The following is a 26,584-nucleotide window of genomic DNA, read 5'->3' as shown; positions in this document are numbered from 1 at the left end:
GGGGAGGGGTTCACCAAGTGACGGGCAGCGCCCGCACTCCGTGCACCGCGCGCCCCGCGAACGCCAGCTCCTCCGGATCGGCCGCCAGCCGCAGCCCCGGCAGCCTACGGAACAACTCCGGTAGCGCGACCTGGAGTTCGGCGCGGGCCAGCGACTGCCCGACGCAGTGATGGAAGCCGTGGCCGAAGGCCAGATGCCGGCCGGCGTCCCGGGCGAGGTCGAGCAGGTCGGGGTCGGCGAAGACCTCGGGGTCACGGTCGGCCGCCTGAATCGCGATGACGACACCCTCCCCGGCCCGCACGGTGACCCCGCCGACCTCGACGTCCTCGGTCGCGATCCGCCGCAGCCCGATATGGACCACGCTCAGATGACGCAGCAGTTCCTCCACCGCGTTCGGGACGTCGGCCGTGCCCTCGCGCAGCGCGGCGAGCTGCTCCGGGTTCCGCAGCAGCGCGATCACACCCAGCGACAGCATGCCGGCCGTCGTCTCGTGCCCGGCGATGAGCAGCTGCACGAGCAGCCCGGCCGCCTCGGACGCGCTCGCCTCACCGGTCGCGACCCGCTCGGTGGCGATCCTGCTCGTCAGATCGTCGGCGGGGGTACGGGTCCGGTCCTCCAGCAGCTCCCGCAGATAGCCGAAGAGCGCGGCCCAGCCGCCCCGCATCGCCGCCGGCCCCGCGTCGACGGTCGCCAACGCGGCGGCGTGCCGGTGCACGAGGTCCCGGTCCGCGTACGGCACCCCGAGCAGCTCGCAGATGATCAGCAGCGGCAGCGGCAGGGTGAAGTGCTCGACGAGATCGGCGGGCCGGCCCTGTTTGCCGAGGCCGTCGAGGAGTTCACCGGTGATGCGGTGGATCGCCGGCCGCATCTCCTGGATCCGGCGGAAGCCGAACTCCGGGATCAGGATCCGGCGCAGCCTGGTGTGGTCGGGCGGGTCCATCGCGAACAGCTGGCCGGGCGTGACCGGCGGCGGCGTCGGCTGGAGCCCCGGAAAGCCGGGGCTGGTGTCGCGCGAGCTGAACCGCGGATCGGAGAGGACGGCGCGGGCGTCCGCGTTGCGGGTCACGAGCCAGGGGTGCAGATCGCCCCACAGGGTGATCCGCGCCATGGGCCGCTTGGTGATCCACCGCCCGTACTCCGGCGCGGGGTCGAACAGCGGACGGCCGCCGGGCAGGGGCGGCGGGGTGTTCTGGTGCATGGGGGGCTCCTGTTGGGGGGTGGCTAGGAAGCGGCGAGGCCGAGCAGGAAGCTCTTGACGTCCGTCGCGTCGATCTCCTCGCGCGCGGCGTCCGGGCGCGAGCACAGGAGTACGGGCGCGTCCTGCGGGTCGGTGGGGTCGTCGGCCTGGAGGGCGCTGGACGCCTGCACCTTGACGACCGGGAGCCCCGCCTCCGCGAGCCGGCGCAGCGCCTGCGCCGGGTTCTCGAACTGCACGGCGAGATGGCAGGTGTCCAGACAGACGCCCAGGAACTCCGGGTCCAGGCCGCCGAGTTCACGGACGGCCTGGACGGTGTCCTCGACGACGTACCCGGGCTCCGGCTCGAAACCGACCCGGACCGTACGGCCGGACTCCCGTTCCACGGCGGCGAGTTCGGCGGCGAGCCGGTCGAGGGCCCGGCGGGCGGTGTCCCCGGCGCCGGGCGGCCACGGGGTGCGCCAGGCCAGCGGCAGCGTCGACACGCTCCCGCGCCGGACGTCGTCGGGGAGCAGCCCGGCGAGGACGCGGGCGCAGTCGACGGTGTAGCGCAGCCGGTCCGGATCGGTCCAGTCGGGCAGATACACGTCCTTCTTGACGACCTCGCGGTGGAAGCCGCCGTAGGGGAAGGCGTTGAGGGTGACCGTCTCCAGCCCGCGCAGCCGCAGTTCGTCCCGGAGCCTGGCCAACTGGGCTTCGTCGCCGACGAGTTCGGTCACGGCGTCGCGGGTGAGCCACAGGCCGACGCCGAGCTGGTCGGCACCGAGGCGTTCGCGAACGGGCTCGGCGTAGCGGGCGAGTTGGGCGACGACCCCGTCGAGGTCCTCCGCCTGGTGGACCTTGCTGCAATAGCCGAGGTGGACGGTCGTACCGTCGGGATGCCGGAAGCGCACGGTCACTCTCCGCCGCGCTTGACGGAGTTGCCCTCGAACAAGGCCGTGTCGTCGGGCTTGATGTCCTCAAGGTCGAGGTGCCCGCTCTGGCCGTAGAACGCGACCGGGTTGCGCCACATCACCTTGTCCACGGCGTCCGCGCCGAACCCGGCGGCCAGCATCGCGTCCGCCGTGCGCCGCGTCTTCAGCGGATCCGAACGCCCCCAGTCCGCCGCCGAGTTGGCCAGCACCCGGTCGGTCCCGTGCTCCTGGAGGATGCGCACCATGCGGTGTTCGCTCATCTTGGTGTGCGGGTAGACGGAGAACCCGGCCCAGCAGCCGCTGTCGAGAGTGCGCCTAGTACCGGCCGCCTCGTCCTCCGCCGGGGTCATCGAGTCGTACCCGGTCTCCCCGACGGCCACCACGCGGTCCTTGGCGAGATAGCGGGGGAGGAGGTCCAACACCCCTGCGCAGCGGGGGTCGTTGGCCTCCTTGGGGTTGAGGGCGATCGTGCAGAAGTGCTGGATACCGAACTGCGCGGCCCGGTAGGGCTCCCAGCCCAGTAGCGTGTCGAAATCGTCGGTGGTGCGTGAGGTCATGTGGATGTGGGGGTCGAAGATACGCAACTCAGGCTCCCGCGGGCGCGGCGGCGGAGTAGGCGGCGAGGGCGCGTACGGCCGCGGCCCGGCGGTCGGGCGCGGACGCGCCCGTCTCGGCGGGCAGTCCGGACGCCTCCAGCGTGCCGGGGTGCAGGTGCAGCAGGGGCCAGACGCCGGCGGGCACGTCCCGGCCGGCCGCGACCCGCTCGTGCGCGAAGTCGGCGAGCATCCGGGCCAGTTCGGGGTCCGTGCGCTCGGCGAGGCCCGCGACCCGGGCCAGCGGGATCTCGCAGAACACGCACTTCAGCACGGCCTGCCGGTAGCCGTCCTGGTCCAAGTGGCGGGCGGCGTAAGGGCCTACGGCCGCCGCGATCAGCCCGGTGTCGTTGCCGCGCAGGGCCGCGCGCACCAGCGGCAGGCCCAGGTCGGCGAACGAGGCGTCGGCGGCGTCCAGTTGGGGCAGCGCGAGCAGGACCGCCCGCTGTTCGGCGGGGTCGCCGTACCGGTGCAGGGCGGTGAGCTCCTCGGCGAGGGCGCCGCCGCGCAGGGTGAGGGTGGTCAGCAGCCGGGCGCGGGCCGAGTCGGCGACCGTCCAGCCGGAGCCGAGCGGCGCGCGGCCGCAGCGGCGGCCGACGGCCGGGAAGAGGTCACGGACCGCCTTCGGGTCCCGCCGGACCCGGTCGGTGGCGCCGGACAGCCAGCGGGACGCGGCCGGGGTCAGGAACAGGAACGGGTCGAGGGCGGCAGGGGTGTGGGTGGACACGCGGGTACCTCCGGTGGGGGATACGGCGGCAGCCGTACGGCGGTGGTGGGAAGAGAAAACGTCAGAAGGGTTCGGCGGCCTTCAGGAACTCCAGGGAACGGCGGGCGACTTCGGGGGCGTCCAGGGACGCGGCCTGGATCTCCACGGAGACCGGACCCCGGTAGCCGGCGGTCTTCAGCGCGGCCAGCACCGGCGGGAAGTCGATCTCCCCGGTGCCGGGTTCGAGGTGCTCGTGCACACCCCGCCGCATGTCCTCGATCTGTACGTTGACCAGGTACGGCGCGGCCAGCGCGACGCAGTCGGACAGTGGCAGTTCGCCGACGCAGTGGGCGTGCCCGATGTCGAGCGTGATCCCGAAGAGCGCGGGGTCACCGAGGTACCGGCGCAGTTCCAGCACCCGTCCCACGGTCCCGACGAACTGGTACGGCTCGGCCTCGAACCCCAGCGCCACGCCGTGCGCCCCGGCGAGGTCGAGGAGACGCGCGCAGCCTTCGGCCAGCCGCTCCCACGCCTCCGCCTCGGCCATCCCGCGCGGCGCCGGCCCGCTGGCCAACTGGACGGCCGGGGCGCCCAGTTCGGCGGCGATCCGCACCGCCCGTGCCAGCAGATCGAGTCGGCGCGCGGAGTCCGTGGCCGACATCAGAGTCGGGACGTGCGCCTGCCAGGGGTCCAGCAGATACGGCGCCCCGGTCTCGACCGTGACCGAGAGCCCGAGCCGGTCCAACTTCCTTGCCAGCTCGGTGACTTGGCGGGGGAGGTCGGTGGCGTACGGGTCGAGGTGGCCGTGGTCCAGGGTGAGGCCGACCGCGTCGTAGCCGAGGCCCGCGAGTACGTCCAGCGCGTCGTCGAGCCGGTGATGGGCGAACCCGCTGGTACCGAAGCCGAAGCGGAGCCGGTCGGGGGGTGTCGGGGTGGGGCGGGGTTCCGGGGTGGGGTCGGTGCGGGTGCGGGTGCGGGTGCGGGTGCGGGCGCGGGCGCGGGCGGGGGCTGGAGCGCTGGGCTGCGGCCCGGGCGCCGGCGCCGCCGGGTCGAGCCCCGCGCAGACGCCTTCCGGGTTGGGACATGCTCCAGCGGGCGTCGCTGGGTCGAGGCCTACGTCGGCACTTTCCGGGCCGGGTTCCGCTCCAGCGGGTGTCGTCGGGTCGAGACCTATGCTGGCACTTTCCGGACCGATTCCCGCCCCAGCCGGTGCCGCCGGGTCGAGCCCCGCGCAGACGCCTTCCGGGCCGGGGCATGCTCCAGCGGGTGTCGCCGGGTCGAGGCCTACGTCGGCACTTTCCGGACCGGGTCCCGCCCCAGCCGGCGCCGCCGGACCAAGCCCCGCGCCGACCCCCGCCCCAGCGGATGCCGCCGGACCAAGCCCCGCGCCGACCCCCGCCCCAGCGGATGCCGCCGGACCAAGCCCCGCGCCGACCCCCGCCCCAGCGGACGCCGTCGAGCCAAGCCCTGCCCCAGCGCGCCCAAGCGCCGATACCGCCGCCCCAACCCCCCTACCAGCAAAGGAAATATCCCCTCTCACGTAGGCGACACCTTCCGCGCCCAGACCCGCGCCAGCGGATGCGCCGCCGCCAGGACCACGGCCGGCACCGGCCCCCCGCCCCCCGCCGTGAGCGAGGCTTGCAGCGGCAGCAAAGAGAGGATCCCGTTGCCCACGGCACCCTGGACATGCCGAGCTGACGGCTCGCGCACCGCCCTGATCTGCGCCGGGGCATAGGCGGCGAGGTAGCCGAGCGCTCCCACGGCGGCGCCCGTCCGGGCGGACCGGCCACGGCGGCGCAGCGCGGGCAGCGCGACCGCCGCTGCGGCCGTCACCGCGCTCCCCGCGAGAGTCGCCGCAGGCAACTTCCGCACCGCGCCGGACACTTCACGGCGGCTCAGCGCCGTGACGGTGTAGGTGTGCGCGCCGACCAGCAGCGCGGCCGGGAGCGCGGCGGCGCGCCTGCCGGGGGCCGCGCCGGACAGGACGTTCAGCGTCCGGGCGCCCGCCATGGCGGCGGACGCTACGCGCGTCGACTTCAGGTGCAGGTCGTAGGCCCAGATCAGCCCGGTCAGCGGCAGCGCCGCGGCGAGCGCGCGCCGGCCGCCGGACAGGGCCGCGAGCCCGAGGCCGGCGGCGGTGAGCCCGGAGGTGACGGCGAGGGCGGTGCGGCGCGGGACGCGGCCGGAGGGCACCGGGCGGCCGGGGCGCTCCACCGCGTCGACGGCGGCGTCGGCGTAGTCGTTGAGCGCCATTCCGGCCCAGTGGAGGGCGACCGAGGAGGCCATGGCGCCGGCGAGGACGTCACCGGGCACGCTCAACGCCGCCGGCATCCGCACAAGGGCCGCCAGATCCACGAAAGTTGGGGACTGGGTGGGGGGTTCGCGGTAATGCATCCACGGATCGTAAAGGATCACTTTGAAAGTTCACATATAAGTCAACTGTCAAGATCGTGAAGGATCTGAGGATGCTCGTTCACTGATTCTCCCGGCTTCCCCCCGATCCTCTCCGCGAACGAAGCGTCCGTCAGCGCCTCCAGCAGCCCCGGGAACCGCCCCTCCAGCTCCGCCGTCCGCAGCGCGTTCATCTTCGTCGCCCCCACGTAGTACTGCCGGATCACCCCCGCCTCCCGCAGCACGTTGAAGTGGTGCGTCAGCGTCGACCGCGACACCGGGGCCTCGAACGTCCCACAGCTCAAGTCCCCGTCCGCACAAGCCAGTTGAGCCACCACCGAACGCCGGACGGGGTCCACGAGCGCCTCCAGGAACCGCTGGAGCGAGACCTCCGAGACCTCCGGATGCGGCACGCCCCTCGGTACCCTTCTTGACGCACCCTTAGGTGCCCCCCTCGTCGCCCCGCCCCGCCGGGCCACGGTCACGCCGGAATCGTCACGACGATCTTTCCGACCTGCGCCCCCGCCTCCAGATACCGGTGCGCCGCCGCGATCTCGTCGAGCGGGAACGTCCGGTCGATCACCGGCCGCAGCGCCCCCCGCGCGAGCCCGTCGAGGACGAACTCCACGGCCGCGCGCCGCCGTTCGGCGTCCTGGGTGATCTCGAACAGCTCGTAGCCGCGCAGCGTCAGATGCTTGCCCAGCACGTCCATCACCGGCAGGACCATGTCGCGCGGGTCCAGCGCGCCGTAGTTGACGATGACGCCGCCCGGCGCGGTGGCCGCCGCGAGCTGCGCGACCCCGGGACCGCCCACCGGGTCGAAGACGACCCGCGCGCCCCGGCCGTCGGTGAGGTCCAGGACCCGGGCGACGACGTCCTCCTCCTGCGCGGCGACGACGGCGGCGGCCCCCGCGTCGAGCAGCTGGTCGCGCTTGGCGCTCGTGCGGGTGAGGGCGACGGGAACGGCGCCGACCATGCGGGCCACCTGGATCGCGGCCAGGCCGACGCTGCTGGACGCGGCCGGCAGCAGCACGGTGTCCCCGGCCCGCAGCCCCGCGATGTCGATCAGACCGCCGTACGCGGTGACGTACTGCATCCAGACCGCCGCCGCCTCCTCCCAGGAGAGCGAGGCCGGGTGCTTCACCACCGCGTCGGCCGGCGCGAGGACCAGTTCGCCGTGCACCCCGTAGTCGGTCATCGCGAACGCCGGCACGACGCTCACGGCGTCGCCCGCCGTGACGTGCCGCACGTCCGGGCCCACCGCGTCCACGACACCGGACGCCTCGTAGCCGATGGCGGACGGGAAGACGGGGTCGACCACGTACTGGCCGGTCCGGAACATCACCTCGGCGCGGTTGAGGCCGAGCGCGCGGGTGCGGATGCGCACCTCGCCCGCCCCGGGCGCCGGCACCTCCACCTCGTCGAGGCACAGCACATCGGCGTCACCGGTCGTGTGGAAGCGGACGTTTCTGGTCACGGGAGGCTCCAAATCGTGAGGGGGGACGCTCTCCAGTACGCCAGAAGGTTCGAGGGCTGTCAAATTTCTATTAACGTCAAAGTTTGACGCTCATCGAAATCATTGGCAGACTCCAGGGCAGCACCGGCGATCCGGTGCACCCAACCCCCCCTCCTCGCAGACAGGCAGACTCATGGCGACGCACGTACAGTTCGACCGCACCGGCGGCCCCGAGGTCCTCACGCTCCGGGACGTCGAGGTGGGCGCCCCCGGCGCCGGTGAGGTCCTCATCCGGGTGGCCGCGATCGGGCTCAACCGGGCCGAGGTCATGTACCGCGAGGGCGGCTACTTCTACCAGCCCGTCTTCCCCTCGACCCTCGGCTACGAGGCGGCCGGCGTGATCGAGGCGGTCGGCGCGGACGTCACCGGGCTCGCCGCGGGCGACACCGTCGGCGTCGTACCCGCCTTCCTCCAGAGCGAGTACGGGACCTACGGCGACCGTGTGCTGATCCCCGCCGCGGCCGTCGTCGCGCTCCCGGCCGGCACCGACCCGGTGAAGGCGGCGGCCGTGTGGATGGCGTACCTCACCGCCTACGGGGCGCTGGCGGAGTCCGGGCACGTGCGGCCCGGGGACCATGTCCTGATCACCGCCGCCTCCAGCAGCGTCGGCCTGGCCGCGATCCAGGTCGCCCATCACATCGGCGCCGTCCCGATCGCCACCACGCGCGGCGCCGGCAAGAAGCAGGCGCTGCTGGACGCCGGCGCCGCCCACGTCGTCGTCACCGACGAGGAGGACCTGCCGAAGCGGATCGCGGAGATCACCGGGGGTGAGGGCGTCCGGCTGGCCTTCGATCCGATCGCGGGCCCCGGCGTCGAGACGATCGCCCAGGGCATCGCGCCCGGCGGCAGCCTCGTGGTGTACGGCGCGCTGGACCCGCGTCCGACGCCGCTGCCCCACGCGCACTCCTTCCCGGCGCTGAGCACCAGCACGTACACGCTCTTCGAGGTCACCACGGACCCCGAGCGGCTGCGCCGCGCCGTCGCGTTCGTCCGCGCCGGGCTCGCCTCGGGCTCCTTCGAGCCGGTCGTCGACCGCGTCTTCGACCTCGCGGACATCGCCGAGGCACACCGCTACATGGAGTCCAACGTCCAGGTCGGCAAGATCGTCGTGACCGTCGGAGGGGCCGGCCGATGAAGTACGGCTTCATCATGTTCCCCACCCAGGAGGCCATCCCGCCCGGCGACCTCGGGCGGCTCCTGGAGGACCGCGGCTTCGAGTCGCTGTTCATGCCCGACCACACGCACATCCCGGCCGTGACCCCCGAGCGCTACGACGTCATGAACCTGGCGCCGGAGTTCAAGAACGGCATGGACGCCTTCGTCGCCCTGGGCGCGATCGCGCAGGCCACGACCACGTTGCAGATCGGCACGGCCGTCCTGCTGGTGACCGAGCGGGACCCGATCGTCACCGCCAAGGAGGTCGCCTCCGTCGACGTCCTGTCCGGCGGCCGGATGCACTTCGGCGTCGGCCCCGGCTGGATCAACCAGGAGATGCGCAACCACGGGACCAACCCCGACGACCGCTGGCAGGTCATGCGCGAGCGCGTCGAGGCCATGCGGGAGATCTGGACCCGCGACATCGCCAGCTACCAGGGCGAGTTCGTCGCCTTCGACCGCATCACGTCCTGGCCGAAGCCGGTCCGCAAGCCCCACCCGCCGATCCTCGTCGCGGGCAACGGCCCCAACGTCGCCCGGCGCGTCCTCGCCTACGGCGACGAGTGGATCCCCATGCTCCGCCCCGGAGTCCTCGACCACATCGCCGAGTTCAAGCGCACCGCCCGCAAGCCCGGCTCCGACGCCCCCATCCCGGTCACCCTCTTCGGCGGCGACCTGGAGGACGTCGACGCGTACGAGGCCGCCGGGGTCGACCGGGTCCTCTTCTGGGTCCGCCCGCAGGACACCCGGGACATGACCCGCACCGTCGACCGCATCGCCCTCACCCTCGGCACCCGCCTCTCCGAAGGGAACCTCCCGTGATCAAGGCATCGCTCCTCTACCCGAACACCCCCGGCGCCCGCTTCGACTTCGCCTACTGGACCGACAGCCACCTGCCGTTCGTCCGGCGCAGCCTCGGACCCGCCCTGAAGTCCCTGGCCGCCGAGAAGGGCCTGGCCGGCGGCTCCCCCGACGAGGCCGCGCCGTACGTCGCCTGCGGCCACCTGTACTTCGAGTCGGCCGAGGCCATGCAGGAGGCGTACGCCCCCCACTTCGCCGCCATCCAGGCCGACCTCGCGAACTTCACCGACGTCCAGCCCGTCATGATGATCAGCGAAGTGCTGGTCTAGCCATTCGGAAAGGCTTCCCAGCCATGCCCAGTTCCCCCAGCCGGCGGCGGCTGCTCGCCGTCGGGGCCGGTGCGACGATCGGGGCCGCAGTTCTCGGCGCCCCGTCCGCCTCGGCCCGCACCGGACATCCCGAACCCCGGGAAGAGACCAGGCCGCTCGACGAGCTGTACCGGGCGGCCCTGGCCGAGGGCGGCGCGCTCGTCGTCTACGCGGGCGGGGACACCCCGACCCAGCAGGACGGCACCAAGGCCGCCTTCCTCAAGCGCTTCCCCGGCATCGACCTGAAGATGATCGTGGACTACAGCAAGTACCACGACGCCCGCATCGACAACCAGTTCGCCACCGGCCGGCCGCTCCCCGACGTCGTCCAGCTCCAGACCCTCCAGGACTTCGTGCGCTGGAAGGCCCAGGGGCGGCTGCTGGAGTACAAGCCGGCCGGGTTCGCCCAGGTCCACGACGCCTTCAAGGACCCGCGCGGCGCCTGGGTCGCCGTCGCGGCGATCGCGTTCAGCTTCATGTACGGCCCCGAGGCGGCCGGCCCGCACGTCCCGCGCTCCCCGCTCGACCTGCTCGACCCGCGCTGGAAGGGCCGCGTCGCCTCCTCCTACCCGCACGACGACGACGCCGTCCTCTTCCTCTACTCGCTGTACGTCCGCGCGTACGGCTGGGAGTGGGCGGCCCGGCTGGCGGGGCAGGACGTCAGGTTCGCGCGGGGCAGCAACTCGCCCGCGGAGGCCGTGGCCGCCGGGCGGTACGCGATCGGCGTCGGCGGCTCCGGCGCACCCCTGTCCACGGGCCCGGTGAAGTGGGTGCTGCCGGACCCCGGCGACGCCCCCTTCATGGCGTGGGGCCAGCGGGCCGCCGTCCTCCGGCAGGCCGCGCACCCCGCCGCCGCCAAGCTGTACCTGAACTGGCAGCTGTCCGAGGCGACCCAGCGGTCCTCCTTCAACGGCTGGTCGGTGCGCACCGACATCGCCCCGCCCGCCGGTCTCAGGCCGGTCTGGGAGTACCCCAACGCCGACCTCGACGGCTTCCCCCGCTTCATGGCCGACCGCGCGGAGGTGGAACGGCTGAAGCAGACCTTCGCCCTCTACTTCGGCGAGGTGCAGGGCGCCCCCACCCCGGGCGTACTGGGCCTGCGCCCCGGCGCCTGACCCGCCCGCCTCAGGGTCCGGCGACCGTGAGGACGATCTTTCCGAACTGGGCGCCGGACTCCAGGTACTGATGGGCCTTGACGACCTCCGACAGGTCGAAGATGCGGTCGACGACCGGCCGGAACGCCCCGGAGACCAGCCCGGAAGTGATGAAGTGCCGGGCCCGGTCCAGGCGTTCGGCGTCACCGGTGAACTCGAAGAGCGTGTACGGGCGGGTGAACACCGGCCGCATCAGGCTCAGCCCCGGCAGCGGAGTGGGCTGCCCCGACAGGGAGCCGTGCACGAGGATGACCCCGTCGCGCCGCGTCGCCCGCGCCAGCTCCTCGACGGCCGGCCCCGCGACCGCGTCGAAGACACCATCGGCGCCGCGCCCCCCGGTCAGCTCCAGGACGGTCGCCGCCAGGTCGTCACGGCCGGTGACGACGACATGCGCGGCGCCCGCGTCGAGCAGCGCCCGCTTCTTGGCGGGACTGTTCGTGGTGGCGACCGGGACCGCGCCGAGCCGCAGTGCCGTCTGGATCGCGGCGAGCCCGACGCTGCTGGTCGCGGCGGTGATGACGACATGGTCACCGGGCCGCGGCCTGAGCACCTCGACGAACGCCCCGTAGGCGGTCAGGAACGCCATCCAGGTCGCCGCCCCGGTGACCGCGTCCACCGCGGCGGGCCGCCGCACCAGCGCGGACGCCGGTACGACGGCCTGGTCGCCGTACATGTGGTGGCGGGACTGGGCGAAGACCGGCAGGACGCTCACCGTGTCGCCCGGTGTGAAGCCGGTGACGCCGGGGCCCGTGGCGCGGACCCGGCCGGAGCCCTCGTAGCCGAGGCCCGAGGGGAGCGACCTGACCCGGTCCAGGTAGCGGTCCTGCCGGAAGTTGGCCTCCGAGCGGTTCAGGCCGATCGCCTCCACGTCGAGCAGGACCTCGCCGGGGCCGGGCGCCCCGAGGTCGTGCTGCTCGAGCCGCAGCACCTCGGGGCCGCCCAGTTCGTGAAACCTCACCACGGTCGCCACAGGGGACGCCTCCTCGCCTAGTCATCTTGACGGGCATCATAGTATGACGACCATCAAAGGAGATCGGTCCGGGAGGCGGCGGATCGGTGCGCGACGGCTTGATGCGCGACGGCTCAGTACGCGACGGTGAACCGCGCCCGGCGGTGCGCCGGCTCGTCGATCTCGTCGACGAAGGCGATCGCGTAGTCGGCGCCGGAGACGGACGACCTGCCCTCGGCGTCGGCGACCAGCACGTCACCGCCGAGCCGGAAGGTCCCGGTCCGCTCGCCGGGGGCCCACGCGCCGAACTCGGCGGCCGGGCTCACGTAGAACCAGTCCGCCTCGGTGCCGGCGGCCCGCAGCGCGTCCAGCACCTTCGCGTGCGAACCGGCCTCGGCCTTGTACGCGTCGGGGAAGTCGGGGGTGTCGATCAGCCGCGGCCCGCCCTCGGCCACGTGCAGACTGCCCGCGCCGCCCACCACGCCGATCCGGGCGCCGCCCTTGACGGCCGCTTCGAGCAGTGAGGGGACGAGCGGCAGCAGGAAGGGCTCGCCGTCCTGGCTGCCGTGGACGGCGACGACGAGCACGTCGGACTTGGCCGCCAGGTCCAGCAGCAGGGCCTCGTCCGCGATCGACCCGGCGACCGGGGTGGCACCGGGACGGGCCTCGGCGGAACCGGACCGGTTGACCGCGACGACCTCGTGCCCGCGGCGCAGCGCCTCGTCGGTGATGTGCCCTCCGGCGTAGCCGGTGGCGCCGAACACAGTGATGACAGCCATGGGGAATGCCTCTCGGGGAGATGTCCGCCGCATATCTGTAACTGCGGTGAATGCGAATAGAACTGTAACACCCGTACATACGATTTAGACGGCAGGCCCTACCATGGGCGCATGGCCCAGCCCACGAACACCCAGTTCGCGGTCGGCGTCCACCTGCTCACGTTGCTGGCCGGAACGCCTGGCGCATGGCAGGACTCCCAGTCCCTCGCCGTGAGCCCCGCGACCAACGCCGCGCACGCCCGCCGCGTCCTCGGCCACCTGCGCACGGCCGGACTGGTCCGCTCCCAGCCCGGACCCCGGGGCGGCTGGATGCTCGAACGCGAGCCCGAGCGGATCGACCTGGCCGAGGTCTGGCTCGCCCTCAACGGCGACGACCCGCTCCTCGGCGTCCACGTCCCGCTGCCCGACTGCGACGTCGGCCAGCGCGTCCACCGCAACCTCCTCGCGATCGACCGGCGCGCGCACAAGGCGCTGCTCGCCGAACTCGCCGGGACCACCATCGCCGACGTACGGCGCAGTGATGAGCGGTGACAGAGGGCCGGCCGCCGCACCGGCGGTGAGAGGCAACCTCCCCGTCGCCTTCAGCAGCTTCGTCGGCCGGCGGCACGAGATCGCGCGGCTCACCGGACTGCTGGAGCGCGCGCGGCTGGTGACGCTCACCGGGCCCGGCGGGGTCGGCAAGACCCGGCTGGCCATGGAGACGGCGGCCGGTTCGGCGGCGGCGTTCCCGGGCGGGGTCTGGCTGGTCGACGTCGCCGCCGTGCCCGAACCGGCGGCGCTGCCCTGCGCGACGGCCGCCGCCCTCGGCGTCGCCGACCAGGGCACCCCCCTCCTCGTCGGCCGGCTCGCCGCGTATCTGTCCGGGCGCCGCGCGCTGATCGTCCTCGACAACTGCGAGCACCTGGTGCACGCCTGCGCGGAGCTGGCCGCGAGCCTGCTGTCGGCCGCGAGCGACCTGCGCATCCTGGCCACCAGCAGGGAGAGCCTGGGGCCCGCCGGGGAACACGTCCTCGCGGTCGGCGTACTGCCGGAGCCCGAGGCCGTGGAACTGCTGCGCGAGCGCACCACCGCCCTCCAGCCCGGCTTCCGGATCACCGACGCCGACCGGCCGGCCGTGGCCCGGCTGTGCGCCGGACTCGACCGGGTGCCCCTCGCGATCGAGCTGGCCGCGACCCGGCTGCGCACCCTCACCGTGGAACAGCTCGCGGACCGCGTCGAGGACCGGTTCGGGCTGCTGGCCCTCGGCAGCCGCACCGCCGACGCCCGCCGCCGCACCCTGCGCGCGGCGGTCGAGTGGAGCTGGGAGCTGTGCGGCCCGGGCGAGCGGCTGCTGTGGAGCCGGCTGACGGTGTTCGCCGGCGGGTTCGACCTGGCGGCGGCCGAACAGGTCTGCGCGGACGGGGACCTGGCCGCCCACGAGGTGCCGGAACTCCTCCACCGCCTTGTCACCCAGTCCCTCGTGGAACGCGGCGGCGCCGAGGGCCCGCCGCGCTACCGGCTGCTGGAGTGCATCCGCCGCTACGGCACGGAACGCCTGGAGGAGTCCGGCGAACGCGGCCTTCTCGAACGCCGGCACGGGGACTACTACCGCGCCCTCGCCGAAGACCTGACCGCGGACTGGTTCGGCCCGCGCCAGCCGGAGATCCTCGGCAGGCTGCGGGGGGAGCACGGCAATCTGCTGGCGGCGCTGGGGCACGCGAACCTCTCCACCCCCGACGCCCCCCAGCGCGCCCTTCTCCTCGCCGCCGCCCTGAAGCACCACTGGCTCGCCGGCGGATTCCTCGGTGAGGGGCGGCGGCAGCTCGAACGGGCCCTTGAGGCGGCGCCCGCAGCGACCGAGGCCCGCGCCCGCGCTCTGGTGGCCGTCGCCGCGGTGACCCTCGCACAGCGCGAACTCGCCGCCGCCGAACGGTGGCTGGGCGAGGCCGAGGAGCTGGCCGGACGGCTGGCGCGGCCCGCGCTGCTCGCCGAGGCGCGGGGTCTGCGGGGCCTGGCCGCGCTGTACCGGTGGGAGCCGGAGCAGGCCATGGCGCACTGCGAGGCGGCGCTGGCCGCCCACACCGCGCTCGGCGACGAGAGCGAGGCGACCGGCCGGCTCGGCGTCCTGGCCGTCGTACAGGCACTCGCCGGGGACCCGAGGGCGCCGGAGACCGGTGCGCGGGCGGTCGCCGCGCACCGGGCCGTCGGCGAGCGGTGGGGGTGCGCCCACCTTCTGATGGCGCTGGGCCGGCGCGCCTGGACCCACGGCGACCGGGCCGAGGCAGAGGCCCTGACCCGGAGCGCGCTGGAGACCCTGCGCCCCTTCAACGACTGCGTGGGCGCCGCCCTGATGGTGGAGCAGCTCGCCTGGATCACCGCCGCCGACGGCGGCCACGAGCGGGCGGGCCGGCTGCTGGGCGTGGCGCGCTCGCTGTGGCGCGATACCGGCATCGCCGTCACCGCGCGCGACCCCGGCCACCGGAAGTACCACGAGGAGTGCGAACAGGCCGTCGTCCGCGCCCTGGGCCCGGCCGGGCACGCGAAGGCGCTCGCCCGGGGCGAAGGCGTGCGCGGCATGGCCGAGGCCCTCGCGCACGCCCTGGACCCCGCGCCCGCCCGCCCGGACCCCGCCGCCGGCCCGCTGACCCGGCGGGAGCGGGAGGTCGCCGCGCTGGTCGCCGAGGGGCTGACCAACCGGCAGATCGCCTCGGCGCTCGGCCGCTCCCCGCGCACGGTCCACACGCACGTGGAGCACATCCTGGCGAAGCTCGGCTGCGGCTCGCGCGCCGGCGTCGCCTCCTGGTGGACGGCCCACCAGGGCGACTCCGTATAAGTACGGAGGTCCGCGCGCGGGGCCCGGATCGGCAGAAGTACCGATAGCCCAGGCCAGCCGCCGGGACGGAGTCTTGCGGCGTCAAACGCACGCCGAGAGCGTCCCCGCAGGCAACGGAGCACCCGCGCCCGGACCCGGCAGATGTGCGCACCCCTCCGAGCGGGCCGCCGCAGCGCGGCCACCGGGAGATAACGTTGTCAACGCTTCCCAGCGGCCTTTCCAGAAGATCGTTCCTCACCGCCGCGACGGCCGTCACCATGGTGGCGACCGGGGCCCTGGCCCTCGCCGCCCCCGCCGCCGTCGCCGCGGCCGGCGCCGACGTCACCTGGCGGATCAGCAGCGAGCCCGCCGACGCGCGGACCGGATACGCGGCCATGCTCAACGGCATCCGCGCGGCCCTCAGCTCCGGCCGGGTCGTCCCCGAGGGCGGCCGTCCCGTCGACGTCACCGACCGGAACAACACCGGCAACTACATCACCGTCGACGTGCACGCCGACAGCCACCCCGCGTTCCTGCGGGTGTTCATGCGCCGCTCGGACGCCTACGTCATGGGCTGGCGGGAAGGCCTCGAGGACGGCGGCGGCACGGTCACCCTCGGCGACTTCTACACGCTGGAGGCCGGCGTCCAGCTGCCCGGCGCCACCAGCGCGAACACGAACACGCGCTTCGAGGGGTTGGCCAACTACAACGCCCTGGCCCAGCAGGGCGCCACCCGCGACGGCATGACGATCAGCCCGCAGAGCCTCAGCAACAGCGTGCTGGCCCTCAACGTCGCCGGCGACACCCCCATCCGGCTCGCCGCGCAGTCGATCCTCCAGATCATCGTCGCCGTCGCCGAGGCCACCCGGTTCAGGAACCAGGCGGCGGAGACCGTGACGGCGTTCGGCCGCGGCGCGGGCATCACCATCACCGCCGCGCACATCGCGCACCACAACAACTGGGCCAGGATCAGCGCCGTGCTCATCGCGACGGTCGCCGCCGGGGTCGCCGTCCTGACGGCGCCGCTGGAGATCGGCGCGGGCATCGTCTTCGCGACGGGGGCGGCCATCGCCGGCGCGGTCATGCTGGCCTACCCCGAGGCCGACACCACGGGCCGCCGGCTCAGCGAGGCCGCCAGCACGCTGTACGTCTCCCAGGACGGCCTCGGCGACTTCGGGACCGTGCAGGCCGCGATCGACGGCATCCCCGACAACGTCTCCGACGCCGTCATCCTCATCGACGCGGGCACCTACAACGAGGTGATCGAGGCCACCTTCGCCACGGCGGGGGCGGTGATCAAGGGGCTGACCGGGAACGCCGCCGACGTCGTCATCACCGCCGACCGGGCCCACGGCATGATCAACCCCGCGACCGGGCAGCCGTACGGCACGCAGGGCAGCGCGGTGGCGACCTTCAGGGGGGCCAAGGTCACGGTCGAGGACCTCACGGTCGTCAACTCCTTCGACCCGGCGCGGCATCCGGAGGTCGACCAGTTCTCCACGCAGGCCGTCGCGGTGGCCGCGCTCAGCGACCAGCAGGTCTTCCGCCGGGTGCGGATGATCGCCCGTCAGGACACGGTGCTGGTCAAGGCGCTGGGCCCCACCGTGCAGACCCGGCAGTACTTCGCGGGCTGCTACATCGAGGGCGCGATCGACTTCATCTTCGGCGACGCCACCGCCGTCTTCGACCGCTGCAACATCGCGCTGCGCGACTGGGCCGGCGGCACGGTCCTGGCGCCGAACACGGACAAGAGCAAGACGTACGGCATCCTCGTCACGGGCAGCACGATCTTCACCAACGGCGTCCCCGCGAACACGATGTACCTCGGCCGCCCCTGGCACAACACCGCCGACGCCTCGCCGCAGGCCGTGATCCGCGACACCACGGTCAGCTCCGGCATCACCTCCGCCCACCCGTGGACCGACATGACCACCGACTACTCCTGGACCCAGGCCCGCTTCAAGGAGTACCGCAACTCCGGCCCCGGCGCGGGCACCGGCGCCAACGCGCCCCAGATGACCGACTCCGAGGCGGCGGGCTTCACCGCACAGCGGTACCTGGCCGGCACCGACAACTGGAACCCGGTGGGCTGAACCCGAGACGTGGGGCGGCGCTGTACAAAAGGGCGCTGTACAAAGCGGCGCTGTACAAAAGGGCCGCCCCCGTCGCCCTGCGTAACCGGTCGATTTCGCAACAAGTTCCGAAATTATTCGTGACCACTCGGCCATCCTCGTGCAACACGGCATTCGTAGCTTCACAACCAGCGATAACGCAGCTTCCCCGCGAAATCCCTGGAGCCCCGGATGTCCTCTCCCCCTCTCTCAAGACGCGGCGCCCTGAAGCTGTCCGCCGCGCTCGCGCTGCTCGGCGGCGGAGCCCTCACCGGGTGCGGCCGCAGTGACGCGACCCCGGCCACCGCGAGCTCCGCCGCGCCGGTCGGGAACACCCCGGCCACCGGCACGCTCAACGTCTGGGCCGCCCAGGGCGACGCGAACGTCCTCGGCGAGGTCCTCAAGCCGTTCAAGGCCGCGAACCCCAAGCTCGACGTCAAGTTCACGCTGATACCGAACGGCGAGTACTACACCAAGCTCCAGGCCGCGATCGCCGCCGGCAAGGGACCGGACGTCGCCCAGTTCTTCCCCGAGTCCCAGGCCCAGTTCCTCGACCCGGCGGTCCTCAAGCCCGTACCCGCCGGACTGGTCGACCCGAAGACCTTCTTCGGCAGCCTGTGGGACGCCGGGGTGGCCGGGCAGGTCGCCTACACGGTCCCCTGGTACGCCTACACCTACGCCCTCGTCTACCGCGCCGATCTCGCGAAGAAGGCGGGCGTCAGCGCGCCGGCCACCTGGGACGCGATGGTCCCCTTCCTCAAGGCGCTGGAGAGCGCCGGCGCCGGACACGGGCTCGGCGCCGACATCGGCTGGGACGTCTTCAACGGGCAGGACCTCGCCATGTACGCCTGGCAGGCGGGCGGTTCGCTGCTCTCCGGCGGGAAGTGGACGCTCGACACCCCGGCGATGGCGGACGCGCTGGCGTACAACGCGTCGTTCTTCACGTCCAAGACGGCCGACCTGAGCGCGCCCGCCTTCCTCGACGCGCAGCCGTACTTCGTGTCCGGGAAGACGGCCGCGCTGATCACCGGGCCGTGGGTCGTCGGACAGCTCGACACCGCCGCGAAGCAGAACGGCTGGACCGCCGGGCACGTCGCCACCGCGCCGCTGCCGGCCGGCTCCGCGGGCAGCGTCTCCTTCTCCGCCGGCGGCACCTGGGGCGTCCCCGTCGGCGGCGCGAACGCCGACGCCGCCTGGAAGTTCGTCCGCCACCTCACCGAGCCGGCCGCCCAGGTCGCGCAGTACAAGGCGTACAGCTCGCTGCCGGCCGTCGTGTCCGCCTGGGACGACCCGGCGATCAAGGGACAGCCGCTGCTCGCCCCCTTCCTCACCCAGCTGAAGAACACCCGCGCGTTCCCGCGCGTCACCACCTGGCAGCAGGTCGCCACCCGGCTCGGCAAGGAGATGGAGGCCGTCGCCAAGGGCACCCAGAGCGCGAAGAAGGCGGCGGCGAACGCACAGGCCTACGCCGAGAGCCTGGGCACGGGGGCGCGGTGAGGGCCGGGAGCACGGCTGACGGCCGGTACGGGAGCGCGGTGGACGGGGGAGCGGTGAACGGGGGCGCGGCGACCGTCGGCCGCACAGGCGCCGGCCGGCGCGGAAGCGCGGTGCCCGCCCGCCGCGCAGGCACCGCCCGCCGCGGCCGCGCCGCCACCCGCCGGTACAAGAACACCCTCACCGGCTGGCTCTTCCTCACCCCCTTCGCCCTCGTCTTCCTCCTCTACACCGCCCTCCCCGCCGTCTCCGCCCTCGCCTTCAGCCTCACCGATCTGCGCGGTGCCGACCTCCGCCACCCGTTCGCCGTCAACTTCACCGGTCTCGACAACTACCTCCGCCTCTTCCAGGACGACGCGTTCCTGCGCGACATCCTCAACACGGCCGTGTTCGTCGCCGTCGGCGTCCCGCTGACCATGGCCGTCGGATTCGCGCTGGCCCTCGCGCTGAACTCCGGCATCCTCCGGCTGCGCGGCGCCTTCCGGACCGTCTTCTTCGCCCCGGTCGTCACCAACGTCGTCGCGGTCGCCCTGATCTGGCGCTACGCCTTCAACCAGAACGGCACCGTCAACACCGTCCTGTCCGCCATGGGTCTCGCGGGCCCCGACTGGCTGGGCGACACCCACCTGGCGATGCCCGTCGTCATCGCCCTCGGCGTCTGGCGCAACTTCGGCACGGCGATGGTCCTGTTCCTCGCCGGACTCCAGGCCATCCCGAGGGACGTGTACGAGGCGGCGGCCCTCGACGGGGCGGGCCGGTGGAAGCAGCTCAGGCACATCACCCTGCCCATGCTGATGCCGACGACCCTGATGGTGTCGGTGCTGCTGACGGTCTTCTACCTCCAGGTCTTCGACGAGCCGTACCTGCTCACCGACGGCGGCCCCCTCGGCTCCACCGAGTCGGTCGCGCTGTACACCTACCACCAGTTCGGCGCGGGCGAGATGGGCGTCTCCTCCGCCGCCTCCTTCGTGATGCTCGCCCTGGTCGCCCTGGTCAGCATCGTCCAGTTCCGACTCCTGAGGCCCCGCTCATGACGCCCCGCCGGTCCCTCTCCCAACCGCTGCTCTACGGCGCCCTGTTGCTGTGCGCGCTGCTCACCCTGCTGCCCTTCGTGTGGGTGCTCGGCGGCTCGCTGCGCGGTCTCGACGAGATCCGCTCCGACCCCGGCGCCTGGCTGCCGCACCACGTCACCCTCGACAACTTCGTCCGCCTGTTCCGCACCCAAGGGTTCGGCCGGTTCCTCACCAACAGCGTGCTCGTCGCCGCGATGGTGGTCACCGGCAACGTCGTCGCCGCGTCGGCCGCCGGATACGCCCTCGCCAAGCTGGAGTTCGCGGGCCGCAAGCTCGCGTTCGGGGCGGTCATGGCGGCGCTGATGGTGCCGTTCAGCACGGTTTTCGTCACGCAGTTCGTGATCACCGTCGACCTCGGGCTCGCCGACACCCTCACCGGCATCGCGCTGCCCGCCGTGGCCCTGCCGATGTCCGTGTTCATCATGCGGCAGTACGCGCTGTCGGTCCCCGACGAACTCCTGGAGGCCGCCCGCATCGACGGCGCGGGCGAGGCGCGCATCTTCTTCCGCGTCTTCCTGCCGCTGGCCGGACCCGCGGTCGCGACCATCACGATCATGTCGTTCCTCAGCTCCTGGAACAACTTCATCTGGCCCCTCGTCGTCGCCCAGAGCATGTCCACCTACACCCTCCCGGTGGGCCTCGCCGCGACCAGCCAGGCGGCGGCCCACGTCACCGACTACGGACTGATCCTCGCCGGCGCCGTCGTCGTGATGCTCCCCGTCCTGGTCCTCTTCCTCTTCCTCCAGCGCCACTTCGTCCAAGGCATCGCCGGAACGGGAATGCGGTGACCGACCTCGTACAGACCCCGGCGGGCCCGATAGCGGGCCGCGGCGAAGGCGGGACACGCCGCTTCCTCGGCATCCCCTACGCCCAACCGCCCACCGGCACAAGGCGGTTCGCGCCCCCGGTCCGCCGCGCCCCCTTCACCGACCCGCACGACGGGACCCGCCCCGGCGCCACCTCGCAGATCCTGCCGCTGGCGCCCACGACCACCATCCCGGAGCCGTCGATCCCGGGCGACGACATCCTCAACCTGAACGTCACCGCCCCGGCCGGCGCCGCGAACTCCCCGGTCCTGGTGTGGGTGCACGGCGGCGGATTCGTCGCCGGCAGCCCCGCGAGCCCCTGGTACGACGGACGGTCCTTCGCCCGCGCCGGGATCGTCACCGTGACGGTCGGCTACCGGCTGGGCGTCGACGGATTCGCCCCGCTGGACGACGCCCCCGCCAACCTCGGGCTGCGCGACGTCCTGCTGGCCCTCGACTGGGTGCGCGAGAACATCGCCGCGTTCGGCGGGGACCCCGGCCGCGTCACCCTCGCCGGTCAGTCGGCCGGCGGCGCGGCGGTCCTGGCGCTGCTCTCCTCACCGGCCGCACAGGGCCGCTTCCAGCGCGCGGTGAGCATGTCCGGCGGCTTCTTCACCCCCGACCCCGCCTTCCCCGCGAAACTCGCCGACCACCTCGGCGTCCCCCTGACCCGCGCCGCACTCGCCACCGTCAGCGTCGAACAACTCCAAAGCTGCGTACGGCACTTGATGAACGGCGAGGGACCGCCGCTCGCCCCGGTCACCGGCGACGACCTCCTGCCGCTGCCCGTCCCCGAAGGCCTCGCCCGGCACGGACTCGACGTACCCCTCCTCCTCGGCGCGACCACCCACGAGTTCACCGACCCGCGCCTGACCGACACCCTCTTCCGCTCCGCCTGCCCCCGCGCCGCCCACGCCCGCCGCCACGCCCCGGCAGGCACCTGGCTGTACTCCTTCGCCTGGCCCTCCCCGGTGACCGGCGCCGCCACCCACTGCACCGACCTCCCCTTCTTCTACGACCTCCTCGACGCCCCCGGCGTCCCCGAAGCCCTCGGCCCCCGCCCGCCCGCCGACCTCGCCACCCTCATGCACACCGACCTGACCGCCTTCGTCCACGGCCAAGACCCCTCCTGGCCAAGGGCGTTGGGCGCCCCGGGCGACCCGGCCCGCGAGTACGGCCGCCCCGGCGCCGCCCTCACCACCGGCGCGTACGACACGGCGGTGCGCGGATGCTGACGTCAGGGCTGAACCAGAGCGCCGTACGCCGGGTCAACACCTCAGTGATCCTGCGGGTGTTGGCGGTGTCGGCCGGGCCCGTGACCCTCACCGACCTCGCCGGGCGGACGGGACTCTCGCGGCGGACCATCGAGCTGATCCTGGAGTCGCTGGTGGCGGCAGGCTGGGTCGCCGAACTCGACCGGCTGCCCGTGCGCGGCAGCGCGGGACGCCCCGCCCGCCGCTACGAACTGCGCACCGAACACGCCCTGTTGGCGGCCGTCCGGGTCACCACGCGGGACGTGACCGCGGCCGTCGCCGACGTCCGCGGCCGGATCGTCGGCCGCGCGCACGGGCCGCTGCGCCGCTACCCCGACCCCGGGGCCTCGCTCGACGACGTGGCCGACCTGGTGCGCAAGGCACTGGCCGACGCGGGCGCCACCGCCGGACAGCTGCGCGCGGGCGCGCTGGCGAGCGGCGGCGCGATCGACGACGACGGGGTCGTACGGCGGCTCGTGCACACCACCCGGTGGGAGGGCGTCGATCTGCCGGCCGAGCTGAGTCGGCGGGTGCCGGTGCCCTGGTTCGCCGACAACGACTCCAACCTCGGTGCGCTGGCGGAGCGTTGGCGTGGCGCGGCCGGCGATCACGACAACGTCGTGTGGGCGGTGCTCGGGAACCGGACCGGGCTCGGGATCCTCATCCGGGGGGCCGTGCACCGGGGGCTCGACGGGGCGGCCGGGGAGATCATCGAGGCCGTGTCGATGCCGACGGACTCGGTCGAGGACCGGCCGGTCGCCTGGCTGACCTCGCCGGAGGCGGAGCGGCGCGCGGTCGCGCTGGAGCGGTTCGCGGCGGCCCGGACGGGGGAGGCGGGCGCGGTCGCGGAGGTCGACGAGTTCGTGGCGAACATCGCCGGGATCCTCACGACACTGTCGTGGACGGTCGCCCCCTCGCTGATCGTGCTCGGCGGCGGGCTCGAGGCGGCGGCGGACGTGCTGCTGCCCAAGGTGCGCGCGGCGCTGCGGACCGCCCGCGCGCCCGGCGTCGAACTGCGGGCCACCGCGCTGGGCGGGGACGGGCCGCTGATCGGGGCGGTGAAGCTCGCGCTCGACCGGATGGACACGGAACTGTTCGGCCCACCGGCGCCGGGCCACTGAGATCCCCCCTCTCCGGCCCGCCGAAGCCCCCCTCATCCGGCCCACTGAAACACCAAGTCGCCTTCCCTGAACCCGAGTTGACGGAGTCTCCTGTGACCCACACCCCCCACACCCACGTCCTGATCGTGGGCAGCGGCATCATGGGTGCCGTCGTCGCGCGGCTCCTGCGCGCGGCCGATCCGGGGCTGCGGATCACGATGGCCGACGCGGGCGCCCCGATCGGCGCCGCGCCCGGACTGCATCTGCACGACCTCGACGACCCCGACCTGTGGGCCCGCTACAACGACCGGGTCGCCACCGGCGTCCAGGGCATGTACACCGGCGCCGAGGTGGTCCGCGAGGCCCCCGGCCGCCTCCCCGACCTGCCGCCCGGCATGTACCACGCGCTCGCCCTCGGCGAGGACGCCGAGGAGATGCCCCGCGCGGCGCTCGCCTGGAACGCGGGCGGCATGGGCGTGCACTGGACGGCCGCGACCCCCTGGCCGGCCGGCGCCGAGGTCTTCGACTTCGGCGACCCGGAAGCCTGGTCCGAAGACCTCCGCACCGCCCACCGCCTCCTCGCGGTGACCCCGTCCCCGATCGGCCCCACCCCGGTCGGCGACCTGGTCCTCGACGTGCTCCGCCGCCGCTACCCCGCCCCCGCGGCCCGCCGCCCCCAGCCCATGCCGATGGCCGTCACCCCGACCCCCGTAGGACCCATGCCGCGTACGGCGCCGGGGACGATCTTCCCGGCGCTGGCGACCGGCGCGGACCCGGCGTTCACCCTCCGCACCGGCACCCTCGTCACCCGCCTGCACACCACCGCCGGACGCGTCACCGGCGCCCGGATCCGCCGGGTCGCCGACGGCGCCGAGTCCGAACTCACCGCCGACACCGTCGTGTTGTGCGCCGACGCGCTGCGCACCCCGCAACTCCTGTACGCCTCCGGCATCCGCCCGCCCGCCCTCGGCCGCCGCCTCAACGAACACGCCTTCGTCACCGCGCGGGTCCTCCTCGACACCGCCCGCTTCGGCCTCGCCCTCGACGCCCTCCCGCTGCCGCGCCCCGGCGAGTTCAGCACCGACTCCCTGTGGCTGCCGGCCAACGGCCCCGCGCAGCCCTTCCACGGCCAGCTCCTCAACCGCACCTACGTCGACGAGGAGGGACGCCGGCTCGCCCACTCGGTGGGCATCTCGCTGTACGTCCCCGTCGAGTCGCGCCCGGCGAACCGGCTCGTCTTCTCGGACACCGAGACCGACCTCGCCGGGATGCCGAGAATCGGCGTCGAGTTCGGCTACTCGGCCGCCGACCAGGCGCTCATCGACCGGGCGCTGGCCGAAGTGCGGTCGCTGGCCGCCGAGTTCGGCTCCTTCGACCCGGCGACCGAGAGCGCGCTGCTGCCGCCGGGCTCGTCCCTGCACATGACGGGGACGGTCCGTTCGGGTACCGCCGACGACGGTACGTCGGTGTGTGATCCGGACGGACGGGTGTGGGGGCACGACAATCTGTACCTCGCCGGCAACGGCGTGATCCCCACGGCCATGGCCGCGAACGTCACACTCACGGGCGCGGTCACCGCCGTCCGGGCGGCACGCGCGGTCGCCCGCCGCACGGAAACCGTATCTTTCGGAAGGAAGGGCCACGCATGATCGGCATCGCCAAGGAGTACCGGATCGCGCTGCCCGCGTGGATCGACGACGAACTCTCCGACGTACCCGAGGTGTTGGCGACCCGCACGGACCGTATGCGGCTCGTGCACCGGCTCGCCGACCGCAACTGGCGGGAAGGGAACGGCGGTCCGTTCGCGGCGGTCGTCGCCGAGCGGGACAGCGGGCGGATCGTCTCCGTGGGCGTCAACGTCGTCCTCGCCTCCGGCGTCTCCAGCGCCCACGCCGAGGTCGTGGCCCTCGGCCTCGCCCAAGTGGCGGTCGGCGGCTGGGACTTGGGGGGTGACGGGCTGCCGGCCCATGAGCTGGTCGTCAACTGGCGGCCCTGCGTGCAGTGTTACGGCGCGGCCATGTGGTCCGGGGTCCGGGCGCTAGTGGTCGCGGGGGAGGGGCCCGAGCTGGAGGAGATCACCACGTTCGACGAGGGCCCGCTCGGCGCGGACTGGGCCGGGCAGTTCGAGGCACGGGGGATCGAGGTGGTCTCCGGGGTGCTGCGGGAGGAGGCGCTGGGGGTGTTCCGGGGGTACCGGGAGGCTGTGGACGCGGGCGGGGTGGATGTTTACAACGCGCGTGGGGGTGCCGAATGAGCGGGCGCCTCGCTGCCGGATACGGACTCCGGGCTGCCGGACACGGGCGCCGCGCTGCCGGATACGGACTCCGGGCTGCCGGACACGGACTCCGCGCCGCCGGACACGGACTCCGCGCTGCCGGGTACGGGCACCGCGCCGCCGGACGCGGACTCCGCGCCGCCGGACGCGGGCTGGGCCGCGAGTCCCGGGCGAGCCTCTGCTCCTGCGGCGTTCGCGGAGGTGCCGAATGACCCCGACCCCGGCCACCGCCCCGACGCCCCCGCGTTTCGCCACCGACGTCATCACCTTCTACCACCCCGCCTTCTGGGGCCTCGACTCCGCCGCCGCGGTGGAGAGTTGGGCCCTCGCCCACCCCGTCCCCTTCTGGGAACGGGTCATGGACACCCTCGTCCGAGCAGGCGTCAGCGGCGTCGAGTTGACCTTCGCCCCGGGCGACATCGCCTCCGCGCTCAGGGCGTTCGGCAGCGCCGAGGCATTCGGCCGTGAACTCGCCGCGCGCGGCCTGTCCGTGGTGAGCGCGTTCGTCGCCGACGGCCCCGACTGGCTGGCCGGCGACACCCCGGCGATCGTCGCCGACGCCGAACGCCGCGCCGCGTTCCTGGCCGAGGCCGGCGCGGATCTCCTCGTCACCGGCCTGCCCATGCGCACGACATACGGCACCCGCCCCCCGCTCTTCGTCGACGCCGCCTACATGGGCCGCATGGCCGACATCGCGCACGCCGTCGGCGAGGCCGTGGCCCGGCACGGCGTACGGCTCGCGCTGCACACCGAGTCCCACAGCACCCTCTGGTACGAACGCGACATCGACCTCTTCATGGCCCTGACCGACCCCCGCTACGTCTGGCTGTGCCCCGACTCCTGCCACATCGCCCTCGGCGGCGGCGACCCGGTGGCCGTCGCCCGCCGCCACACCCCGCGCATCGCGCTGGCCCACTGGAAGGACGCGGTGGGCCCGATCGAGGGGCACCTCACGATCGACGAGACCATCTACGCCCAACAGCAGCCGTACATGACGGAGTTGGGCCGGGGAACCGTCGACTGGGAGGGCTGGGCGCAGGTCATGGCGCGGACACCGGGCGCCGGCACCGTACTCGTCGAACTCGACGAGGCGGCCGATCCGTTGACGGCGCTGCGGGCCGGGGTGGAGGTGGCGCGGGCGTCGATGGGGACGCACTAGC

Annotated in this window: 25 protein-coding genes; 15 read left to right on the top strand and 10 right to left on the bottom strand. The window is 73.5% G+C overall.

Annotated features, from left to right (window positions below; genetic code table 11):
- Window positions 1-10: 10 nt before the first annotated feature.
- From ACYUD3_RS10600 to ACYUD3_RS10565, 8 genes are all read right to left on the bottom strand, one after another.
- A complete protein-coding gene (locus ACYUD3_RS10600) occupies window positions 11-1,198 on the bottom strand; it encodes a cytochrome P450 (protein WP_470967174.1) in 1,188 nt (395 codons plus the stop codon).
- Window positions 1,199-1,221: 23 nt separating this feature from the next.
- Window positions 1,222-2,088 carry a metabolite traffic protein EboE gene (eboE, locus tag ACYUD3_RS10595; RefSeq protein ID WP_470967172.1) on the bottom strand — a complete coding sequence of 289 codons (867 nt, stop codon included), beginning with the start codon at window positions 2,086-2,088 and terminating at the stop codon, window positions 1,222-1,224.
- A 2-nt stretch (window positions 2,089-2,090) separates the two neighbouring features.
- Entirely contained in the window at window positions 2,091-2,693 is a 603-nt protein-coding gene (locus ACYUD3_RS10590) for a TatD family hydrolase (protein WP_470967169.1), read from the bottom strand.
- A gap of 1 nt (window position 2,694) precedes the next feature.
- On the bottom strand, window positions 2,695-3,429 hold the full coding sequence (locus tag ACYUD3_RS10585) for an EboA domain-containing protein (protein ID WP_470967167.1): 735 nt from the start codon (window positions 3,427-3,429) through the stop codon (window positions 2,695-2,697).
- 61 nt (window positions 3,430-3,490) lie between these two features.
- Entirely contained in the window at window positions 3,491-4,267 is a 777-nt protein-coding gene (locus ACYUD3_RS10580) for a sugar phosphate isomerase/epimerase family protein (RefSeq protein WP_470967429.1), read from the bottom strand.
- Between the two features lie 677 nt (window positions 4,268-4,944).
- The gene (locus ACYUD3_RS10575; protein ID WP_470967166.1) at window positions 4,945-5,802 is read right to left on the bottom strand and encodes an SCO3242 family prenyltransferase; all 858 of its coding nucleotides are present in this window, start codon (window positions 5,800-5,802) and stop codon (window positions 4,945-4,947) included.
- Between the two features lie 41 nt (window positions 5,803-5,843).
- On the bottom strand, window positions 5,844-6,212 hold the full coding sequence (locus ACYUD3_RS10570) for an ArsR/SmtB family transcription factor (RefSeq protein ID WP_470967164.1): 369 nt from the start codon (window positions 6,210-6,212) through the stop codon (window positions 5,844-5,846).
- 68 nt (window positions 6,213-6,280) lie between these two features.
- On the bottom strand, window positions 6,281-7,276 hold the full coding sequence (locus ACYUD3_RS10565; RefSeq protein WP_470967162.1) for a zinc-dependent alcohol dehydrogenase family protein: 996 nt from the start codon (window positions 7,274-7,276) through the stop codon (window positions 6,281-6,283).
- A 172-nt stretch (window positions 7,277-7,448) separates the two neighbouring features.
- Between ACYUD3_RS10565 and ACYUD3_RS10560 the strand changes: the two genes are divergently transcribed.
- The 4 genes from ACYUD3_RS10560 to ACYUD3_RS10545 are packed head-to-tail and all read left to right on the top strand — an operon-like array spanning window position 7,449 to window position 10,754.
- Window positions 7,449-8,450 carry a zinc-dependent alcohol dehydrogenase family protein gene (locus ACYUD3_RS10560; RefSeq protein WP_470967159.1) on the top strand — a complete coding sequence of 334 codons (1,002 nt, stop codon included), beginning with the start codon at window positions 7,449-7,451 and terminating at the stop codon, window positions 8,448-8,450.
- The gene (locus ACYUD3_RS10555) at window positions 8,447-9,292 is read left to right on the top strand and encodes an LLM class F420-dependent oxidoreductase (RefSeq protein ID WP_470967157.1); all 846 of its coding nucleotides are present in this window, start codon (window positions 8,447-8,449) and stop codon (window positions 9,290-9,292) included. The genes ACYUD3_RS10560 and ACYUD3_RS10555 overlap by 4 nt, the downstream gene beginning before the upstream one ends.
- Window positions 9,289-9,600 (top strand): EthD family reductase, encoded by a 312-nt coding sequence (locus ACYUD3_RS10550; protein ID WP_470967154.1) that lies wholly within the window; start codon window positions 9,289-9,291, stop codon window positions 9,598-9,600. Before ACYUD3_RS10555 ends, ACYUD3_RS10550 begins: the two co-directional genes overlap by 4 nt.
- Before the next feature lie 23 nt (window positions 9,601-9,623).
- Window positions 9,624-10,754 (top strand): ABC transporter substrate-binding protein, encoded by a 1,131-nt coding sequence (locus tag ACYUD3_RS10545; protein ID WP_470967151.1) that lies wholly within the window; start codon window positions 9,624-9,626, stop codon window positions 10,752-10,754.
- 10 nt (window positions 10,755-10,764) lie between these two features.
- Here ACYUD3_RS10545 and ACYUD3_RS10540 read toward each other — a convergent pair whose 3' ends face one another.
- The gene (locus tag ACYUD3_RS10540; protein ID WP_470967149.1) at window positions 10,765-11,763 is read right to left on the bottom strand and encodes a zinc-dependent alcohol dehydrogenase family protein; all 999 of its coding nucleotides are present in this window, start codon (window positions 11,761-11,763) and stop codon (window positions 10,765-10,767) included.
- 113 nt (window positions 11,764-11,876) lie between these two features.
- Window positions 11,877-12,521, bottom strand: coding sequence for an NAD(P)-dependent oxidoreductase (locus ACYUD3_RS10535; RefSeq protein ID WP_470967147.1), 645 nt, complete (start codon window positions 12,519-12,521; stop codon window positions 11,877-11,879).
- 111 nt (window positions 12,522-12,632) lie between these two features.
- Here ACYUD3_RS10535 and ACYUD3_RS10530 point away from each other — a divergent pair, with 111 nt between their 5' ends.
- The 11 genes from ACYUD3_RS10530 (at window position 12,633) to ACYUD3_RS10480 (ending at window position 26,583) form a co-directional block, all read left to right on the top strand.
- Window positions 12,633-13,052, top strand: a complete 420-nt coding sequence (locus ACYUD3_RS10530) for an Rrf2 family transcriptional regulator (protein WP_470967144.1) — start codon at window positions 12,633-12,635, stop codon at window positions 13,050-13,052.
- The gene (locus tag ACYUD3_RS10525; protein ID WP_470967142.1) at window positions 13,042-15,333 is read left to right on the top strand and encodes an ATP-binding protein; all 2,292 of its coding nucleotides are present in this window, start codon (window positions 13,042-13,044) and stop codon (window positions 15,331-15,333) included. Before ACYUD3_RS10530 ends, ACYUD3_RS10525 begins: the two co-directional genes overlap by 11 nt.
- Window positions 15,334-15,527: 194 nt before the next feature.
- Entirely contained in the window at window positions 15,528-17,405 is a 1,878-nt protein-coding gene (locus ACYUD3_RS10520; protein ID WP_470967139.1) for a pectinesterase family protein, read from the top strand.
- A 210-nt stretch (window positions 17,406-17,615) separates the two neighbouring features.
- Entirely contained in the window at window positions 17,616-18,920 is a 1,305-nt protein-coding gene (locus ACYUD3_RS10515; RefSeq protein ID WP_470967137.1) for an extracellular solute-binding protein, read from the top strand.
- A 110-nt stretch (window positions 18,921-19,030) separates the two neighbouring features.
- Window positions 19,031-19,951 carry a carbohydrate ABC transporter permease gene (locus ACYUD3_RS10510; RefSeq protein ID WP_470967426.1) on the top strand — a complete coding sequence of 307 codons (921 nt, stop codon included), beginning with the start codon at window positions 19,031-19,033 and terminating at the stop codon, window positions 19,949-19,951.
- The gene (locus ACYUD3_RS10505) at window positions 19,948-20,778 is read left to right on the top strand and encodes a carbohydrate ABC transporter permease (protein WP_470967135.1); all 831 of its coding nucleotides are present in this window, start codon (window positions 19,948-19,950) and stop codon (window positions 20,776-20,778) included. The genes ACYUD3_RS10510 and ACYUD3_RS10505 overlap by 4 nt, the downstream gene beginning before the upstream one ends.
- Window positions 20,775-22,031 (top strand): carboxylesterase family protein, encoded by a 1,257-nt coding sequence (locus ACYUD3_RS10500; RefSeq protein ID WP_470967132.1) that lies wholly within the window; start codon window positions 20,775-20,777, stop codon window positions 22,029-22,031. The genes ACYUD3_RS10505 and ACYUD3_RS10500 overlap by 4 nt, the downstream gene beginning before the upstream one ends.
- On the top strand, window positions 22,025-23,170 hold the full coding sequence (locus ACYUD3_RS10495; protein ID WP_470967130.1) for an ROK family transcriptional regulator: 1,146 nt from the start codon (window positions 22,025-22,027) through the stop codon (window positions 23,168-23,170). Before ACYUD3_RS10500 ends, ACYUD3_RS10495 begins: the two co-directional genes overlap by 7 nt.
- Before the next feature lie 92 nt (window positions 23,171-23,262).
- Entirely contained in the window at window positions 23,263-24,798 is a 1,536-nt protein-coding gene (locus tag ACYUD3_RS10490; RefSeq protein ID WP_470967128.1) for a GMC oxidoreductase, read from the top strand.
- Entirely contained in the window at window positions 24,795-25,403 is a 609-nt protein-coding gene (locus tag ACYUD3_RS10485) for a tRNA-specific adenosine deaminase (protein WP_470967126.1), read from the top strand. The genes ACYUD3_RS10490 and ACYUD3_RS10485 overlap by 4 nt, the downstream gene beginning before the upstream one ends.
- Window positions 25,404-25,632: 229 nt before the next feature.
- Window positions 25,633-26,583 carry a sugar phosphate isomerase/epimerase family protein gene (locus ACYUD3_RS10480; protein WP_470967124.1) on the top strand — a complete coding sequence of 317 codons (951 nt, stop codon included), beginning with the start codon at window positions 25,633-25,635 and terminating at the stop codon, window positions 26,581-26,583.
- Window position 26,584: the final 1 nt, after the last annotated feature.

Source organism: Streptomyces sp. AMJ-169 (genome assembly GCF_055597585.1).
The sequence above is the reverse complement of the archived record's forward strand: the minus strand, read 5'-3'. Positions and strand labels throughout refer to the sequence as shown.